Genomic DNA, 17994 nt, shown 5'->3' with positions numbered 1-17994 from the left:
TTGTTGCGAGATCTGGGCGAGCAGTATTTAGTAACTGTTTGCTTTAGCTTATCGCATATTTTCTCAAGTGAAAATTCTATGCGAATCGATAAATTGACAACGAAGTTTCAACAGGCTCTAGCCGATGCGCAGAGCCTGGCTGTTCGCGAAGACAACCCCTATCTGGAACCCGCCCACGTACTGGTCGCCTTGCTGGCCGATGCCGATTCCGGCACTGGCAGCTTGCTGGCTCGTGCGGGCGTCGCCATTCCCCGTCTGGAAAATGAGCTTAACCGCCTGATCTCCAATCTGCCCAAGGTACAAGGGGCGGAAGGTCAGCAGCAGCTCAGCTCGGCTCTGCAAGCCGCTTTGGCCAAAACCGACAAGGAAGCTGCCCAGCGCGGTGATACCTATATCGCCAGCGAGTTGTTCCTGCTGGCCCTGGCGGACGACAAAGGCGAAACCGGTCGTGCCCTGCGCGATGCCGGCTTGCAGCGCCGTGCCTTGGAAGCGGCCATCGAGGCCGTACGCGGTGGTGCCAATGTGAATGATGCCGAAGGTGATAGCAACCGTGAGGCGTTGGACAAGTACACCACTGACCTGACCGAGCGTGCCCGTCTGGGCAAGCTGGACCCGGTGATTGGCCGTGACGACGAAATTCGTCGCACTATCCAGATTCTGCAGCGTCGCACCAAGAACAACCCCGTGTTGATTGGTGAGCCTGGTGTGGGTAAGACCGCCATTGTGGAAGGCTTGGCGCAGCGTATCGTGAACAACGAAGTGCCCGAAACCCTGAAGGGCAAGCGCGTTCTGGTGCTGGACCTGGCTGCCTTGCTGGCGGGTGCCAAGTACCGTGGCGAATTTGAAGAGCGTCTGAAAGCCGTCTTGAAAGAGCTGTCCAAGGACGATGGCAAAACCATTGTCTTTATTGACGAGTTGCACACCATGGTGGGCGCCGGTAAGGCCGAAGGTGCCATGGATGCCGGCAATATGCTCAAACCCGCCTTGTCGCGCGGCGAGCTGCACTGTATCGGTGCTACTACGCTGAACGAGTACCGCCAGTACATCGAGAAAGACGCGGCTCTGGAGCGTCGTTTCCAGAAAGTGCTGGTTAACGAACCGGACATGGAGTCCACCATTGCGATTCTGCGTGGTTTGCAGGAGCGCTACGAGTTGCACCACGGTGTTGCGATTACTGACCCGGCCATTGTGGCTGCGGCCGAGCTATCGCAGCGTTACATTACGGACCGTTTCCTGCCTGATAAGGCCATTGACCTGATCGACGAGGCCGCTGCCCGTATCCGCATGGAGATTGACTCCAAGCCCGAGGTCATGGACAAGCTGGATCGTCGCATCATTCAGTTGAAAATCGAGCGTGAAGCCGTTATCAAGGACACGGACGAAGCCTCTCAGCGCCGTTTGCAGGCCATCAATGACGAGATGGAGAAGCTGCAGCGTGAGTACAACGACTACGAAGAGATCTGGAAAGCCGAAAAAGCGGCCGTCCAGGGCTCGCAAGTCGTTAAAGAGGAAATCGAGAAAGTCCGTGCCGAAATGGCCGAGTTGCAACGCAAGGGTCAGTTCGACAAGTTGGCCGAGCTGCAATACGGCAAGCTGCCCGAGCTGGAAGAGCGCCTGAAAGCGGCTGAAGCCAATATGGACAAGGCTGATCAGGACAAGCCTCGTTTGTTGCGTACGCAGGTCGGTGCCGAGGAAATCGCGGAAGTGGTTTCGCGTGCAACCGGTATTCCTGTGTCCAAGATGATGCAGGGCGAGCGTGAAAAGCTGTTGCAGATGGAAGACTACCTGCACAAGCGTGTGGTCGGTCAAGGTGAAGCAGTACGTTTGGTGTCGGATGCCATCCGTCGCTCGCGTGCGGGTCTGTCTGATCCGTCCCGCCCATATGGTTCCTTCCTGTTCCTGGGGCCAACTGGTGTGGGCAAGACCGAGCTGACCAAGGCATTGGCCAACTTCCTCTTTGACTCCGAGGATCACATGATTCGTATCGACATGAGCGAGTTCATGGAGAAACACTCGGTGGCCCGCTTGATCGGGGCGCCTCCCGGCTACGTGGGCTATGAAGAGGGCGGTTACCTGACCGAGGCCGTGCGTCGCAAACCTTATTCGGTGATTTTGCTGGACGAGGTAGAGAAAGCACACCCCGACGTCTTTAACGTGCTCTTGCAGGTGCTGGACGATGGTCGTTTGACCGATGGCCAGGGCCGTACGGTGGACTTCCGCAACACGGTGATCATCATGACTTCGAACCTGGGTTCGCAGCATATTCAGCGTTTGTCGGGTGAGCCTTACGATGTGATCAAGGAAGTGGTGTGGGAAGAAGTGAAACAGCATTTCCGCCCCGAGTTCCTGAACCGTATCGACGAAGTGGTGGTGTTCCACGGTCTGGAAGCAGAACACATCGAGTCCATTGCTCGTATCCAGCTTGAACGTCTGGATCAGCGTCTGGCTCAGCGTGATATGCATCTGGAAGTCAGCGAGGCTGCTTTGGCGCAGTTGGCCAAGGCTGGGTTTGACCCTGTGTTTGGTGCGCGTCCGTTGAAACGTGCTATCCAGCAGCACATTGAGAACCCGGTGGCACGTCTGATTCTGGAAGGCCGCTTTGGTCCTAAAGATGTGGTGCCTGTGGACTGGAAGGACGGTGAGTTTACGTTCACCCGTAGTATCCAGTAATCAGCAGGCTCTGATTTCTGCTGTGCTGGTGAGCGTTGAGCAGTCGAGCTGACCAGCACATGCAGTAACCGTAGTTGAAACGGCAGTAAAAAAGCGCCTTGGGAGACCAAGGCGCTTTTTCTTTGGCTCTACGGAATGATTCAAGCCTGGGTTGCTTTCCCTCTGATCTGAGCCACCCGCTTGGGTTTTGGCAAAGAGAAAGCTATTCAGAATCCTGGTGGAGCTTATCGATGCACTGCTCGTATAAGGGGCAGCTGCCAAGCAGAGGCTGTTTCAGCCAGGTGTGCTGAGTCCGTCAGGACGACCGGTCAGGCTTTGCTTAGGCGTTCTCGTGTGCCGGAGCCGGAGGCGGCGTCAGGTCCAGTTCATCCTTGCCGTAGAACTTCACACCGATCTCGACACGAGGGCGGCCTTGCGAGCGGCGGTGGCGGTTGGTGTCCCGCAGCGAGTACACGCAACCGCAGTATTCCTGCTGATAGAAATTCTCGCGTTTGCTGATTTCCAGCATGCGTTGCGAGCCGCCACCTTTGCGCCAGTTGTAGGTCCAGTACTTCATCTCCGGATAACGGGCTGCGGCGCGTTCGCCACAGTCGTTGATCTGGTTCATGTCTTTCCAGCGCGAAATACCCAGCACGCTGGAGATGATGTCGTAGCCATTTTCATGGGCGTAGAGGGCTGTGCGCTCAAAGCGCATGTCAAAGCAGACCGTGCAGCGCTCGCCACGCTCGGGAGCGTGTTCCAGGCCGCGTACACGTTCAAACCAGTTATCTACGTCGTAGTCGGCGTCAATGAACTCGATGCCGTGCTGTTCGGCAAAGCGGATGTTTTCCTGCTTGCGCAGTTCGTACTCGCGTACAGGATGGATATTGGGGTTGTAGAAAAAAACGGTGTATTCAATCCCCGAGGCGTGCAAGGCCTCCATCACCTCGCCCGAACAGGGGGCGCAGCAGGAGTGCAGCAGCAATTTCTCGCGCTTCTCCGGCATGGTTAAAACTGGACGATTGAGCTGAGTGGACATGAATCTGAATCCGAGTAAAAAGGGCGTCCCGAGTCGGTCGCACAATAAATCAATGCGACTATTGTAGATTCTTGGCAAAGTTTAGTGAAATCAATCTGTTGCCTTAGTACCCCAGGACCTCGTCCCATAGTCGCGTAACGGCCTGCCGCTCCTGGGTCAGCTCGGTTTGCGGCACACGGGCTTTTTCTGCTCCTTCCAGACGCAAAGCGTGCTGACGACGGCGCAGGGCGCGGTAGGCATCGGCCACCTCCTGAGCATGGTCGACCGCGATCAGGCCCGCCTGCGCGGCAATGCCCAGCAAGGCGATATTGCCCAGGTTTTCCAGCAGTTTGGGATGCTCGCGACTATGGCACAGCACCAGATACTGGGTGATGAACTCCACATCCACCATGCCGCCACGGTCGTGTTTCAAGTCAAACAGCTCGCTGCGATTGGGGTGCCCGGCACTGATCTTGTCACGCATGTCCAGAATGTCGGCGCGCAGTTTGCGACGGTCCCGTTCCATCAGCAAGATGGAGCGGCGGATTTCATCGAAACGTTCCTTGATCTGGGCATCCCCGGTCACAAAACGGGCGCGGGTAATGGCCTGGTGCTCCCAGGACCAGGCACTGCGGGTTTGATACTGCTCGAAGGCATCCACGCTGACGGCCAGCAATCCGGCATCGCCATCCGGGCGCAAACGCAAGTCAATATCGTAGAGGCGGCCAGAGGAGGTCATGGCCGATAACCAACTGGTCATGCGGCGAGCCAGCTTGATGTAGCGCTCCACGTTGTCCTGGCTGGGGTCGTCGTACAAAAACACCAGATCCAGATCCGAGGCGTAGCCAATTTCCTTGCCGCCCAGCTTGCCATAGGCAATGACGGCAAAGCGGGGCGGGGTGTCATGTTCGGGGCCCAGGCTGCGGGGGCGCGTCAGAGGCCAGGTGCGTTCCAGCGTTTCGGCCAGCATCATGTCGGCCAGGGCCGAGAGCTGGTCGGCCAAGGCCTCCACCGTCAGCACGCCTTCCAGGTCCTGAGCCAGCAACTGGAAGGTGATCTGGTGCTGCCAGTCGCGCATCATGTTCATTTGCTGTTCGACGTCGGCCTGGCCATCGGGCAGGCGGCACGCGTCCAGATCGCGGCACATTTGCTCGGACAGGGCCGCAAAGTCCGGAATTTCCATCAGCGAATGCCATTCGATCAGGCTGTCCAGCAGGAGCGGGTATTGAGCCAGATACTGCGCGGCCCACGGGCTGGCCGAGACAATACGGGCGACGCGGGCCAACGTATCGGGGTATTCAGCCAGCAAAGCCAGATAAGCACTGCGTTGGGCGATCAGCTCGATCAGGTTGAAGAGCCGGGTCGCCGTCATTTCCGGGTTTTCGGAGCGGTAGGCGTAGTCCTCGGCCAGGGGAATCAAGCGTTGTACGCGATCCAGGCTGGCGTTGGGTAGGCTGCGCAGGCGATGGCTGTTCAGCAGGGCCTGACGCAATTGTTCGATGCGTTCCCGCAAAGCCTGATCTTGCTCGGCGCTGTTGACTTCGAGGGTGGGGGCTGCCGCTACAGGAGGCTCGGCACTGGCTTCCTCGCCCATACCCGCCAGACGGAAGGCATTGCGGAAGGTATGCGACACAAACTTTCTGTGCTGGCCTAGCTGCTCGTCGAAATCGGCCAGGCTCAGGCCTAAGGTGGCGGCCAGCTCGGTGCGCAGCTCCTCGTCCTGGGGCAGCAAATGGGTTTGTTCGTCTTCGCGATACTGCAGGCGGTGTTCGACACGCCGCAAGAAGGTATAGGCGGCCAGTAGCTTGTCGCAGACCTCCTGGTCCAGCAGTCCGGCCGCGCATTGACCGCGCAAAGCCTTGTGCAGGCTAGTTGTTTGCAGGGAAGGCTGTCGTCCACCGCGTATCAGTTGATTGAGCTGAACCACAAACTCAATTTCTCGAATCCCGCCATCCCCCAGCTTGATGTTGTGCCAGGTCTCCACGCCATTGCGGTTCAGGGCGCGGCGTGTCCAGTCCTGACGGATGCGCTCGCGCAGGCCGCGCAGGGCGGACAGGGCATCAAAGTCAAAATACTTGCGATACACAAAAGGGGTACGCAGCGCTTCGAAGTGATGTATATCGCCGGCGCTACGGCTGCCTTCAAAGGCCTGGGCCTTGATGGGGCGCGCCTTGATCCAGGCATAGCGTTCCCATTCCCGGCCTTGGTTGACCAGATAGTTTTCCAGGGCCGGCATGCTCCAGGCCAGCGGCCCGGAATCGCCGTCCGGGCGCAGGCGCAAGTCGGTACGAAACACCTGGCCGAAGGCATCCGTATCGGACAGCACGGGCATCATGCGCTGGGTCACTTTGCCGTAAAACTCGTGATAGCTCAGGGGGCGGCGACCCTCGGTTTCGCCGTCCTCGTCGTAGAGCATGATCAGGTCAATGTCCGAGGAAACGTTTAATTCCTTCCCGCCTAGCTTGCCCATACCCAAAATAATCATCTCCTGGGGCAGGCCAGTTTCCGAATTTTTAGGAATACCGTGGATTTCCGCCAGTTGCTGCGCCACGGTTTCATAGGCTTGTGCCACGGCAAGATCAGCCAGGCTGCTCATGGCCTGCATCACTTCTTCCAAGGGCGCCAGGCCATTGATATCGCGGATCATCAGCACCAGGAAAACCCGCTCGCGCAGTTGGCGCAAGGCCTGGCGCACTTGTGCCAGACGATCATTATCGGGTTCGGGCAGCAAAGTCCTATACCATTGCGTAATCAGTGCGGGGGTGACAGGGTGCTGGGCTTGCTCTTGCAGCCACGTTCCAAATTGTGGTTGAGCGTTTACTTTTCGACGCAAGGGGCCGGACCATTGCATCACGGGCTTCAATATAATGGACTGGCTCATACGATAAGAGGCTTTTCGGATAAGGGGGAACGACAAGTGAAATGACTTGTCTGACTAGGCCGGAAATGACCGCATCTAACTATACTCGGGAATTGATTGCATGGTAGTTCGAGGGCTTGTGCGACTGGCGCTGGTGCTCTATTTTGCGCTGATGCTAAGCCTTGTCGGGCTACGTTATTTGCTTGTGCCCCAGCTGGACAATCTGCGTCCCTATCTGGTGCAGAAAATCAGCGAACAAACCGGCCTGCAAGTCCAGATTCAAGAATTAAAAGGCGACTGGCAGGGCTGGAATCCCCATCTTTCCGTAACGAATCTGTCGCTGGCAGAACCCGGGCAGGAGCCCATGTTGCAGTTGCCCAAGCTGCAGGCCGATATCAGCTGGAAGTCCTTGTTCAGTGGTTCGCTGCAGTTGCGTCAGCTGGATGTGCAGGGTTTGACGATTCCGGTACGGCGCGACCCCCAGGGACAGATTCTGGTGATGGGCCAAGTGCTGGATTTGAATGATGAGAGTGCGCCCTCAGAACCGGAAGCATGGCAAGGGCCGGTTCGCTGGCTGCTGGAGCAGCGTGGTATCCGCATTCAGGGCATGTCCTTGCAATGGCAGGATGATATGCGCGGCGCACCTGCCTTGCACCTGCCCGCGATTGAATGGCAGATTGGCTACCGACAGGGCTGGCACGAGGTGAACCTGGCTACCGCCTTGCCAGCCAATCTGGGTGAATCCCTGGCCCTGTCCTTGCGTGTACAAGGCAAACGTCGTCTGCCTGAAAATGTGGATGTGCTGGATTTGCCTTGGGAAATGACGGCACAGGCCAAGGCAGTAGACGCACCCGCGCTGCGCCCATGGCTGGACGTGCCAGTGGCCTTGGACAGGGGCTGGGTCAATATGCGTGCGCAGGCCAGCCAGCCCAAGGCCGAGCAGACCATACAGATGCAGCTGCTTGCTCAAGTGCGGGATATGGCCGTACTGACTGAGAGCGAAGATCGCCTGCAGCTGGAGCAGGCCAGTCTGGAGCTGGAGGGTGGGCTGAACGATTTGCAAGCACTGGCCCAAGGCAAGCAAAGTGGTGATGTGCAGTGGGCGCTGGCAATGACTGGCTTTGGCCTGCGTGTGCCGGATTTGTTTGCCCAATATCTGGCGGTGGATCAGCTCAATGCTCAAGGGACCGTTCACCGCGATGAGCAGGCCAGACTCAGCGTCAGCAAAATGAATCTTGCTTTGCGCAATCCTGACCTGGATGCGCAATTAACAGGAAGCTGGCGTGAGGATGCCAAGTTCGAGGCCGGTGTGGCGGACTGGCAGGGGCAATTCAAGCACCTGAATCTGGCGGCTTTGGTGAATTATCTGCCTTTGACGGTCAACCCTTTGGCGCGCGAATGGATGCAGGCTGGATTGGTGCAGGGGGCTGTGCGAGACGGCACAATCCGGCTGCAAGGGGGGCTGGATACCTTTCCGTATGGCTTGAGTCCGGAGGATGGCAGTTTTGAAGTGGCCGGTAGATTGGACGATGGGATTGTGGATTATCAGCCCGCCCGTCCCAAGCGTTTGGCCTGGCCGCGTCTGGAAGGCGTGCAAGGCAGCATACGCATGCATAACGACAATCTGGACATTGTGGCCCAGCAGGCGCGTATGCCTATCGCCAAGCAGCAGGATATTGCACTGCGCGATATTCAGACCCACATTACTTCCTTGGAGCAAAACAGCTTTTTGAAGCTTGAGGGCGTGTCGCAGGCTCCGGCGACCAGTTATCTGGCCCTGGTTCATCAATCGCCCTTGAATGCCTTGCTGGATGGCTTGTTGGCCGACAGTCGCGTCAAAGGGGATTGGACCGTACCCATCAATTTGCAGATTCCTCTGGATAATGCGGACGACACCCAGGTACAGGGCCAAATCCAGATGAGCAATGGCGAGTTTCAGTACATGCCTGAAGCCCCCTCGTTTACGGCCTTGAGCGGTGAACTGGCCTTTAGTGAAAAAGGTGTCAGTGCCCGGACGCTGACGGGCAAGATGCTGGGCGGTGATACCCAGATCAGCGGTGTGCTGGAACCCGGCAAGCCCGGTTTGCAGCTCAATGGTGTGCTGACTGCCCAAGGTCTGGAGCAGTACCTGGAACTGAAGGGCGTACAGCGCTTGCAGGGCCAGACTCCCTACAAGGTGCTGATGAAGCTGGATGCCAAGAGTTCTTTTTCCTTTGGTGTGGAGTCCGACCTGACGGGGCTGGCGCTGAACTTGCCCGAGCCTTTCCACAAGCCTGCCGAGCGCGCAGCCAAATTGAAGGCGGATTGGAGTAGCGACTCCGCCGCAAAAATGGACCGTCTGCAGATAAGCCTGGAAGATAGACAGACCTTTTTGCTGAACCTGTTGCATGCCCAAGGCTCGCGCCAAGGCAGCTATTTTCAAAGTGGCAGCATGGGGACGCCGGGGCTGGTGAACTGGCCCAAACGCGGTCTGGAACTGCATAGCCGTCATGACCGTATGGATCTGGATGCCTGGGAGAGGGTGGTCGAGGAGTTTGGTCAGAATCTGGATGGCAGTCCGTTGACGCCTTCGGGCCGTCCCTTGCTGCCTTTGCTGGAGCGGGTGCGCCTGCAAGCGGATCAGGCATTTTTCAGAGGGCAAGTGCTGGATCAGCTGGAGATGGAAAGCACGGAAGATGCCGCTGGCAGACTGTTTTTGCGCCTGAAGGCCAAGCAGGCAGAGGGGCGTTTGCAGGCCCAGCATCAAGATGGTCGCTACATCGGCATGTTCAATGCCAATTTCTCTCATTTGTACCTTGATAGTGGCAGGCCCGATTGGGCCTGGCCCGACGCTGAACAGCCCATGAATGACGATCTGCTCTTGCCCGCAATCTCGTTCAAGGTGGATGACTTGCAGATACAGGGCGTGCGCTTTGGCAAGCTGGAAGCCAAGGGCAAGCCTGCTGGAAAAGGAGCAAAGTGGACGCTGGAGAACTTTTCCTTGAATGCCCAAGGAATGCAACTGCAAGGTTACGGCTCTTTGGCATTGACTGGGCCGCAGCGCGGGCTGGAATTGGTTGCCAATAGTCAGGTGAGCAATCTGGGACAGTTTGTAGATGTCAGTGGTTTGTTGACCGAGTCCATCAAGGATGGCGACGGTACCGTGCAGGCGGCCTTGTTCTGGGGCGATTTTCCCTGGTCTTTTGACAAGCGCAATATTCGCGGCCAGTTCAATGTAGATTTGCGTAAAGGGCGTTTTATCAGCCTGAAATCGCGCTCGGCCAAATTGCTGGAGCTGCTCAGCCTGCAGTCCATCTCGCGTTTAAGTCGCCTGGATCTGGACTTGTTTGGTGCAGTGAAGGAGGGGTTTGCATTCGATAGCCTGACCGGGCGCATGAACCTGTCGCAGGGCAAGCTGGAACTGGACAATTATCAGATCAAGGGCCCGGCGGGGGCGATCAGCCTGAAGGGCTGGGTTGATATCAAGGACGAAACGCTGGACTTGATTGCCGTGGTGGACCCGAATCTGGACATGAGTGGCGCAGCGATTGCGGCTTATTTCACTGTCAACCCCATGGTGGGGGTAGGGGCCTTGCTGACGCAGTGGTTGATGCAGATCCCGATGAGCAGTCACCTGTCGGTTACCTACGCTGTTACGGGCAAGATTGACGATCCCCAGCTGAAAGAGCTGGAGGTGCCGGCGGTCAGTGCCGCGAAACAAGAGAAACAGCCGCGTGTTGAACCTTGATGCCAGAGACCTGACTCATAGCGAGTTTCCCTGAGTTCGAGGTGCTGCAAGTTGTTTGCGTGTTTTAACCCCTTTGTGAAGGATGGGCCGATGAGTGCACAGAGACTGAAACGACTGGCAGTGACATGGATTCTGGCTGGCTGGACTGTCCAGGCTGTCGGGGCGCAAACCCATCCGGTGGTTCAGGCCGCACAAGAGGCTGAGCAGTCCTTGCAGGCCCGTATCGGCCTGGCCGTGCTGGATACGGCAGATGGCCAGCTTTGGCAGTATCGCGCCGACGAACGTTTCCCCATGGCCAGCACCAGCAAGGCCTTGATTTGTTCCGCCTTGTTGGCCAGAGGGCCGGGGGCGATGAAGACGGCCTGGCTAATTAAAGAGGAAGCTGTTCAGTCTTACGCCCCGACGACGGAAAACCTGATCGGCCAGTATGTGTCAGCGGCCCAATTGTGTGCAATTACGATGCGCAACAGCGACAATACCGCCGCCAATGGGGTGCTGGAAATGCTGGGTGGACCGCAGACCGTCACCTCCTTTCTACGCACTATCGGCGATACGGTGACGCGTCTGGACCGTAATGAGCCCAGCCTGAATGAAGCCACGCCCGGGGACCTGCGCGACACAACGACCCCGCAAGCCATGGTGCAGACCTTGCAAAGTCTGGTCCTGGGCGATGCGCTTAAAACCTCAGACCGTGATCGGCTGACTGATTGGCTGCGCCATAACGAAGTGGGTGGGCCTTTGCTGCGGGCGGGAGTACCCGAAAGCTGGAACGTGGCAGATCGAACAGGAGCCGCAGGATACGGCACGCGTGGGGTGGTGGCGGTGATGTGGCCACCAGAGCGTGCGCCGCTGGTGGCTGCTGTCTACATCACGGAAACGAAAGCCTCGATGGAAGCGCGCAATGCGGCCATCGCGGCTATCGGCAAAGTAATTGCACAGGCAGTGGATCAGAAAGCACAGCCTTGAATCAGCTGGTGGGTACTGGCGGGGACAGGCCACTTAGCCGGCCTGACGCTCCAGCATTTCATCCAGCGTTGCGTAATAGCTCATGGAGGCATGGCGCAGATTCGTGCGTACATGCTCGCGTGCCTGTTCTGGGTCCTTGTCCAGAAAAGATTGCAGGATGGCTCGGGTGGCCTGCATGGAAAGCTCCCGATAGCGCGTGTCGCGCAAGGTAGCCAGACGCACCGCTTCCACGTGGTCACTCAGACGAAAAATCATGGTGCTCAAGTGCGGGTTGGGGCATAGCGAAATCCAGCTTTCCCGAAACGCATCGTTGGCAATCATGTACTGCATGGGGTCGGCGGCGGCATGGGCTTTTTCTGAGGCATTGGCAGCCTTGTTCATCAAGGCCAACCCTTCCAGATTGGCCTGCAAGCAGGCGGCGGCGGCTGCTTCCGGTTCCAGCAACATGCGTATTTCAAAAATCTGCGCAATATCGGCCGGAGTAAAGCGCCGCAGCATGAAGCCGCGCGAGGTGCCCTCCAGCAATCCTTCGTTGGTCAGTTGCAGCAAGGCTTCGCGCACAGGCATGCGCGAGACTTGCAGTTCAGCAGCAATTTCATGGTCGACCAGACGGTCGTCATAGCTGATGTCGCCACTGCGCATGCGGCTGCGCAGGTGTTTGTAGACCTGCTGGCGTATGTTCAGTTTGGGGGCGGCAGGCTGGTTTTTATTCATTGGTTTTGGGCAAGACGGTGAACAGGCAGTCGGCATGAAATCCCTGTGCGCAGCAGTGTGTTTCCTGCACCTGGACGTGCTGATCGTAGATCAGTTGGCCGACGGCTGTAAGCATACCAACGATAGGGCGGCACAGGGGCCGATCATGGGGGCCAAATCCCCATGCAAAGGGACTGTTTTTCACGCGGACCTGCAAGGATCCCGTGGCCTCTGTTTGAATGTCCCAGCTCCCCCAGCCCAGTTGTGCCGAGATGTCGGCAATGCTGTGCAGCAAGGCCTGCGGGTCGTGATTGATGGCTTCCCAATACGCCTTGGCTGACAAACCACCTTGTTCCATTACGGCCTGCCCCAATGCATCTAGCGCCTGTGTTCGGGCGGGTTCATCCAGCCGGCGAAACAGCCCCATCAACACGTCGACACGCATCATCAAGTAGCGCCGATCGTCGTCCAAAATCTGGCCCTGTGCCGTATCCCAGCTTAATCTGTCTCTGAATTCTGTCATTTTAAATTAAAAGTATATTGTTTTGTTTTTAGATAATAGATTGATATTAAAGCAAATAAATTATAGGGAAAACCATTATCTATTTAATTTAAGAATAAACTATATACTTTTTCGCAAGGCGGACTAACGCTGGAATGAAGTGCATAACAAAAGGGGACAAATGGTGAAAGCGTTGCGAAAAAGCGTAATGGGGCTGGCCTTGGGGGCAGCCTTGATGATGGGCTGGGGGACGGTCAGCCAGGCAGCCGGGAGCGAGTTGAAAATTGCTTTCCCGGTCGATATCCCGTCCTGGGATCCGACCTCGGTTACCTTTCCGGCGGGCCAGTCGATTTACAAGGCCGTGTTTGATTCACCCCTGTTTGTGGGTGACGATTTGAAGGTGGCACCGCGTCTGATCGAGTCCTGGGAATGGGCGGACGAGCAAGGTCAGGCCCTGAAGGTGAAGCTGCGCGACAAGGTGAAATTCCATGACGGCAGCGACATGACGGCTGAAGACTTGAAGTTCACCTTTGATCGTGCGATCAACAAGAAAACCCTGGCCCTGAACGGTATGCTGCCCACCCTGAAGTCGGTGGAAGTCACCGGCCCGCTGGAAGCCATTATCCATTTCAGCTCGCCCACGCCAACGGCCCCCAAAGGCCTGGCCTTCTTGTCGGCCTATATCCTGCCCAAAGCCTATTTCGAGAAGGTGGGGGAAGAGGAGTTCCTGAAGCGTCCAATTGGCGCAGGCCCCTACAAGCTGAGCGATTATCAGCGTGGTTCCCGTATCACCCTGGAAGCCTTTGAGGACTACTGGCAAGGTGCGCCAGACCTGAAGCAGGTCGTGTTTGAAATCGTGCCGGATTCCTCGGCGCGTGTTGCTGCGGTTGAGTCCGGTCGGGCAGATGTCTCGGTACAGATTCCGGTGCGCGAAATTACCCGCCTGGAAAAGAATCCCAAGCTGGAAGCCAAGGTCTACCCCTATAGCGAGATCTACATTCTGCAAATGCCCAGCTATGTAGACAGCTTCAAGGATGTGCATGTGCGTCGCGCCATGAATATGGCGATCGACAAAGCAGGCTTGTCCCGTGCCTTCTACAAAAATGTCGCCCAGCCCTTGTCGGTTCTGGCCACCAAAGGCTCGCCTGGTGATGTACCGGATCTGAATATTCCCTTCGACAAGAAAGCAGCGGTAGAGGAACTGGCCAAAGCGGGTTACAGCACGGAAAAACCGCTGACCATTACCTTGTACTCCACCAATAACACCTTCCCTTCGGACTATGACGTGGCCCGTGCGGTGGCGCAGATGTGGAGCCAGATCGGTGTGCAGACCACGGTTGAAGAAATTACTGTGGCCAAGTATCTGGAGCTGAGTCATTCGTCCAAATTGACGGGTGTGATGCTGTACAGCTGGGCTAATGCAACTGGCGATCCGGAGATTTTCACGGGCCGCATTCTGGACCCGCGCCTGCGTTTTTCCACCTGGAAAGAAGAGCGTCTGGCGGGCACGCTGGATGAGCTGAACCGTCAGATGGACGAGGACAAGCGAGTAGCCGGCTATCAGGCGCTGAATCGTGAAGCTGCGGAACAGGCCTGGAGTCTGCCGGTGCTGCAGTCCATCTCCACCATTGCCTATAAAAAGGGCTTGAAGCTCAACACCTATCAGACAGGCTACATCCTGCCGCAGGAATATTCCTGGCAGTAAGCCTTTCATGTGCCCCGCAGCCTCGCGCTGCGGGGTGATCTACCGGGTTTGACCCGGCATATTTTCTCCTGCGGTTCTCTTCATGAAAAACGTTTGCTTCCTGATGGCGCGCAAGCTCGTCTTCGTGCTGGTGACGGCGTTCCTGCTGTCCATGATCGTGTTCTTCATGCTGCGCGTCATTCCCGCTGACTCTCTGGGCATGATGCTGCCTCCTTCGGCCACCGAAGCCGATGCGCAGGCGCTGCGTGTTGAGCTGGGCATGGATGGCTCGGCCTTGCATCAGTACCAGGTTTGGTTGAGCGGTGTGTTTCGTGGCAATCTGGGCAACTCCATCTTCTTTCATCAACCAGTGACGGGCTTGCTGGCCCAGGCTTTGCCACCCACGCTGGAGCTGGCCTGTATCAGCTTGCTGATGGCTTTGCTGATCTCCATTCCCGGCGGCCTTGTTCTGTACTTGCTGGACAAGAAAAAGATCGAATTTGTGGCCGACTTTGTGCTGGTGCTGCTTCTGTCAGTGCCATCCTTTCTGTGGGGCATTATTTTGATCGTGGTGTTCGGTGTGCTGTTCCCGGTCCTGCCCTTTATGGGGCGGATGGAAGGGACACCCGCTGTGGATGGCGGCACGGGCTTTCTGCTGTTTGACCTCTTGATACGCGGTCAGTGGCAAGCCTGGTGGGATGCCATTTCGCATTTGCTTCTGCCCGCCCTGGCCTTGGCCCTGGCTTTCAGTCCCATCGTGATTCGTGTGCTGCGCTCCAGCCTGATTGAAACGGCCAATAGCCAGTACGTGAATGTCGCCCGCCTGCGTGGTGTGCCGGAATGGCGCGTGCTGCTGGTGCACATGTTGAAAAACGCGGCCCTGCCTACCTTGACCTTGATCGGTGTGCAATTTGGCTTTTTGTTTGGTGGCACCTTGCTGATCGAAGTCATTTTTTCCTTCCCCGGTATCGGCAATCTGATGGTGCAAGCCATCAAGAACCACGACCTTCCCCTGATTCAGGGCGTGGCCCTGGTGTTCTGTTTGATGGTGTTGGCCGTCAACTTCTGTGTCGATGGCTTGTACAGCGTTATGAATCCACGTCTGAGGTCCGCATGAGCGCGCATCCACATTCTTTCTGGCAAGCGCGGCTGCGGCCTGTGCTAGCCCATCCCAAAGTGCTGGTTGGCGGCACTCTGGTCTTGATCTTTGCTCTGGTGGCCTTGTTTGCCCCCTTGCTGGCGCCCAATGATCCTAATGCACAGGACTTGCTGGCCACGCTCTTGCCACCCGCCTGGCAGGACGGCGGTCTGGCGCAGTATCCCTTGGGTACGGATGGCCTGGGGCGATGTATTTTGTCGCGTCTGATTTATGGCAGCCGTGTGGCCTTTCAGGTTGCAGTGACTGCCGCCGCCGGCACCATGGTGCTGGGCACGGTGTTGGCTATTTTGGCCGGTTATATCGGTGGCTGGTTCGACCGGGGAGTCAGCTCCCTGGTGGTGTTGTGGATGGCATTCCCGCCCGTGGTGTTTTCCATGATGTTGATGGTGGGCTTGGGCACGGGTCTGTTCAATGTGATTCTGGCCGTGGTGCTGGTGGACTGGACCCGTTTTTATCGCGTGGTTCGGGCCGAAGTGCTGGTGGCGCGTCAGCGTGATTATGTGTATGCCGCGCATCTGCTGGGCTTTTCCCACCTGCGCATCATGCTGCGCGAAGTGCTGCCTAGCGTGGCGCCACTAATCGTCACTTTGTTCAGCCTGCAAATGGGGGTGGCTATTGTGGTTGAAGCCATCCTCAGTTTCGTGGGCCTTTCTGTTCCTTCTGATGTGGTGGCCTGGGGCGTGATGCTGGCTGATGGTCGTGATCAGATTTACCAGGCAGGCTGGGGTCTGATGGCGCCAGTGATTGGCATTGTGTTTGCAGTGCTGGGTTTCAATTTGCTGAGTGATGGTTTGCGCACCACGCTGGATCCTCGGCTCAAGCAACGAGGAGCGCACTGATGAGCGTGCCGGTTATTGAATTCAAGCAAGTGAGTGTCTCGGTGCCGGTACAAGGGCAATCGGTCGAGCTGCTGCGCAAGGTCTCGTTTGCGGTGCAAGCAGGCCGCACCTTGGGTCTGGTCGGGGAGTCCGGCGCGGGCAAGAGCATGATAGGGCGGGTGATCTCGGGCATGTTGCCCAGCAACCTGCGTCTGTCCTCGGGCCAGGTCTGTTTTCAGGGCTCAGTGGTCACGGGTGCACAAATGCGTCGTCTGCTGGGTCGCAAAGTGGCCTTTGTGCCGCAGGAGCCCTTGTCCTCGTTGAATCCGGTGCTGACCATACGCCAGCAGATGTTCGAGCACTTGGCTCGACTGGGTATTCCCCGTGCATCCCGCGAGCAATATTGCCTGGAACGTCTGCATGAAGTGGGTCTGCCTGATCCACCGTCTATGCTGGGACGCTATGCCCATGAGCTTTCCGGCGGACAGTGCCAGCGTATCTTGATTGCCATGGCTTTTTCCGGCGACCCGGAACTGATCGTGGCCGACGAGCCTACAACGGCCTTGGATGTGATTACCCAAGCGCAAATCATCCGGATTCTGCGCGATGTGCAGCAGCGCCATCAAACCGCCGTGATTCTGATCACCCACGATCTGCGCATGGCTGCTCACGTCTGTGACGAGGTGGCCGTGCTGTATGCCGGGGATGTGGTCGAACAAGGTCCTGCTGCAGATGTTTTGGATACACCTTTGCATCCTTATTCCTGGGCCTTGAAGAACGCGACGCCAGCATTGAATGGCCCTTTGTACGCCTTGCCGTCACTGGCCGACATCATGCCGGGCTTGAAAGACATGCGGGATCTGCCGGGCTGTCGTTTTGCCCGTCGTTGCCCTACGCGTAATGCGGTCTGTGAACAGCGCGCGCCAGAGTTGGAAGCGGTGAAACCCGGTCATTGGGTCAGTTGCGCCGGTCCCTGTATGACGCGTGGTGTGGCGTCGCAAGCCCAGCTGCATGTCCTGCCGCAAGGGCCTTCTGACGAGTCCGCCCCGCTGGTTGAATTTCAGAGCGTGGAGCGTAGCTATCGAGTGACACGCAATGGTCGCCGTAGCCTGATGTATGCCTTGCGACCCCTGTCCTTGAGCGTGTGCCCCGGCGAGATGGTTGGCGTGGTGGGGGAAAGCGGCAGTGGCAAAAGCACCGTCGCCCGTTTGATGGTGGGCTTGTTGCAGCCCAGCGGTGGGCAAGTGCTGGTGCAAGGTCAGTCCCGCGAGCAGTTTGCCAAAGGGCAGGGCGAGTCCTTGTCGCAGACGATTCAGATGGTCTTTCAGGATCCGGATTCGGCCTTGAATCCACGCCGCAGCGTACAGCAACTGGTAACGCAGGTACTGGAGTTGCAGCCGGGGATGACGCCCGAGCAGCGTCGTCAGAAAGCCGACGAGTTGATGGCGCAGGTGGGCATTGCCCAGGATGCGGGTTTGCGTTTCCCCTCGGAACTGTCCGGTGGGCAAAAGCAACGCGTGAACATTGCCCGCGCCTTATGCGTGCAGCCGCGTCTGTTGGTGGCGGACGAGATTGTGTCTGGTCTGGATGTGTCGGTGCAGGCGCTGATCTTGAATCTCTTGCTGCGACTGAATAAGGAATTGGGCATCGCAGTGGTGTTCATCTCGCACGACTTGTCCGTGATTCGCTATTTGTGCACACGAGTGCTGGTGATGAAAAACGGTGAAGTCGTGGAGCAAGGAAATACCGCCGAGGTGTTTGCCGACCCGCAGCATCCCTATACCCGTCTTTTGCTGGGCAGTGTGCCGCCGGATGATTCCAGCCAGATCTGGCCTGTGCCTCTGGATTGTCCATCCCAAGCCGTGGGAAAGGTTGCACCCGCTTTAGTACCCGCTATGGCGGTCTGAATCCCGTTTTA

General features: G+C 57.5%; 11 protein-coding genes. 7 read left to right on the top strand and 4 right to left on the bottom strand.

Translation table 11 applies throughout. The annotated features are described in order from the left end of the window. Positions 1-78: 78 nt before the first annotated feature. The gene (gene clpB, locus KOE80_RS03865) at positions 79-2670 is read left to right on the top strand and encodes an ATP-dependent chaperone ClpB (RefSeq protein ID WP_009455937.1); all 2592 of its coding nucleotides are present in this window, start codon (positions 79-81) and stop codon (positions 2668-2670) included. 319 nt (positions 2671-2989) lie between these two features. Here the strand turns inward: clpB and KOE80_RS03860 are convergent, their stop codons facing one another. Continuing rightward, positions 2990-3688 carry an epoxyqueuosine reductase QueH gene (locus tag KOE80_RS03860; protein ID WP_026483517.1) on the bottom strand — a complete coding sequence of 233 codons (699 nt, stop codon included), beginning with the start codon at positions 3686-3688 and terminating at the stop codon, positions 2990-2992. Between the two features lie 103 nt (positions 3689-3791). Continuing rightward, complete coding sequence (gene glnE / locus KOE80_RS03855) at positions 3792-6548, bottom strand: bifunctional [glutamate--ammonia ligase]-adenylyl-L-tyrosine phosphorylase/[glutamate--ammonia-ligase] adenylyltransferase (protein WP_226348398.1); 2757 nt, start codon at positions 6546-6548, stop codon at positions 3792-3794. A 100-nt stretch (positions 6549-6648) separates the two neighbouring features. On the opposite strand from glnE, the gene KOE80_RS03850 reads away from it, so the two are divergent. Then, entirely contained in the window at positions 6649-10254 is a 3606-nt protein-coding gene (locus tag KOE80_RS03850; RefSeq protein WP_226348397.1) for a YhdP family protein, read from the top strand. A 90-nt stretch (positions 10255-10344) separates the two neighbouring features. Further along, positions 10345-11220: a class A beta-lactamase gene (gene bla / locus KOE80_RS03845; RefSeq protein ID WP_226348396.1), complete on the top strand. Its 876-nt coding sequence runs from the start codon at positions 10345-10347 to the stop codon at positions 11218-11220. Between the two features lie 33 nt (positions 11221-11253). Here bla and KOE80_RS03840 read toward each other — a convergent pair whose 3' ends face one another. Next, the gene (locus tag KOE80_RS03840) at positions 11254-11934 is read right to left on the bottom strand and encodes a GntR family transcriptional regulator (RefSeq protein WP_226348395.1); all 681 of its coding nucleotides are present in this window, start codon (positions 11932-11934) and stop codon (positions 11254-11256) included. Continuing rightward, on the bottom strand, positions 11927-12436 hold the full coding sequence (locus tag KOE80_RS03835) for a V4R domain-containing protein (RefSeq protein WP_060185262.1): 510 nt from the start codon (positions 12434-12436) through the stop codon (positions 11927-11929). Before KOE80_RS03835 ends, KOE80_RS03840 begins: the two co-directional genes overlap by 8 nt. A 163-nt stretch (positions 12437-12599) precedes the next feature. Between KOE80_RS03835 and KOE80_RS03830 the strand changes: the two genes are divergently transcribed. The 4 genes from KOE80_RS03830 (at position 12600) to KOE80_RS03815 (ending at position 17983) form a co-directional block, all read left to right on the top strand. After that, complete coding sequence (locus tag KOE80_RS03830; RefSeq protein WP_226348409.1) at positions 12600-14120, top strand: ABC transporter substrate-binding protein; 1521 nt, start codon at positions 12600-12602, stop codon at positions 14118-14120. A gap of 82 nt (positions 14121-14202) precedes the next feature. Further along, the gene (locus tag KOE80_RS03825) at positions 14203-15216 is read left to right on the top strand and encodes an ABC transporter permease (protein WP_063690663.1); all 1014 of its coding nucleotides are present in this window, start codon (positions 14203-14205) and stop codon (positions 15214-15216) included. Then, complete coding sequence (locus KOE80_RS03820; protein WP_045930107.1) at positions 15213-16097, top strand: ABC transporter permease; 885 nt, start codon at positions 15213-15215, stop codon at positions 16095-16097. Before KOE80_RS03825 ends, KOE80_RS03820 begins: the two co-directional genes overlap by 4 nt. After that, positions 16097-17983, top strand: coding sequence for an ABC transporter ATP-binding protein (locus tag KOE80_RS03815; RefSeq protein WP_226348394.1), 1887 nt, complete (start codon positions 16097-16099; stop codon positions 17981-17983). Before KOE80_RS03820 ends, KOE80_RS03815 begins: the two co-directional genes overlap by 1 nt. Positions 17984-17994 lie beyond the last annotated feature (11 nt).

Origin of the sequence: Alcaligenes sp. 13f (assembly GCF_020496585.1) — a bacterium.
In the GTDB taxonomy this organism is placed as follows: Bacteria; Pseudomonadota; Gammaproteobacteria; order Burkholderiales; family Burkholderiaceae_B; genus Alcaligenes; species Alcaligenes phenolicus.
Note: the sequence above shows the minus strand (reverse complement) of the source record. Positions and strands in the feature narration are given on the sequence as shown.

Bases quoted from the DNA above. Each gene is read 5' to 3' on its own strand.
- KOE80_RS03840 (WP_226348395.1), bottom strand. From the start codon at position 11,934: ATGAATAAAAACCAGCCTGCCGCCCCCAAACTGAACATACGCCAGCAG.
- KOE80_RS03835 (WP_060185262.1), bottom strand. From the start codon at position 12,436: ATGACAGAATTCAGAGACAGATTAAGCTGGGATACGGCACAGGGCCAG.
- glnE (WP_226348398.1), bottom strand. From the start codon at position 6,548: ATGAGCCAGTCCATTATATTGAAGCCCGTGATGCAATGGTCCGGCCCC.
- KOE80_RS03860 (WP_026483517.1), bottom strand. From the start codon at position 3,688: ATGTCCACTCAGCTCAATCGTCCAGTTTTAACCATGCCGGAGAAGCGC.
- KOE80_RS03820 (WP_045930107.1), top strand. From the start codon at position 15,213: ATGAGCGCGCATCCACATTCTTTCTGGCAAGCGCGGCTGCGGCCTGTG.
- KOE80_RS03850 (WP_226348397.1), top strand. From the start codon at position 6,649: ATGGTAGTTCGAGGGCTTGTGCGACTGGCGCTGGTGCTCTATTTTGCG.
- clpB (WP_009455937.1), top strand. From the start codon at position 79: ATGCGAATCGATAAATTGACAACGAAGTTTCAACAGGCTCTAGCCGAT.
- bla (WP_226348396.1), top strand. From the start codon at position 10,345: ATGAGTGCACAGAGACTGAAACGACTGGCAGTGACATGGATTCTGGCT.
- KOE80_RS03815 (WP_226348394.1), top strand. From the start codon at position 16,097: ATGAGCGTGCCGGTTATTGAATTCAAGCAAGTGAGTGTCTCGGTGCCG.
- KOE80_RS03825 (WP_063690663.1), top strand. From the start codon at position 14,203: ATGAAAAACGTTTGCTTCCTGATGGCGCGCAAGCTCGTCTTCGTGCTG.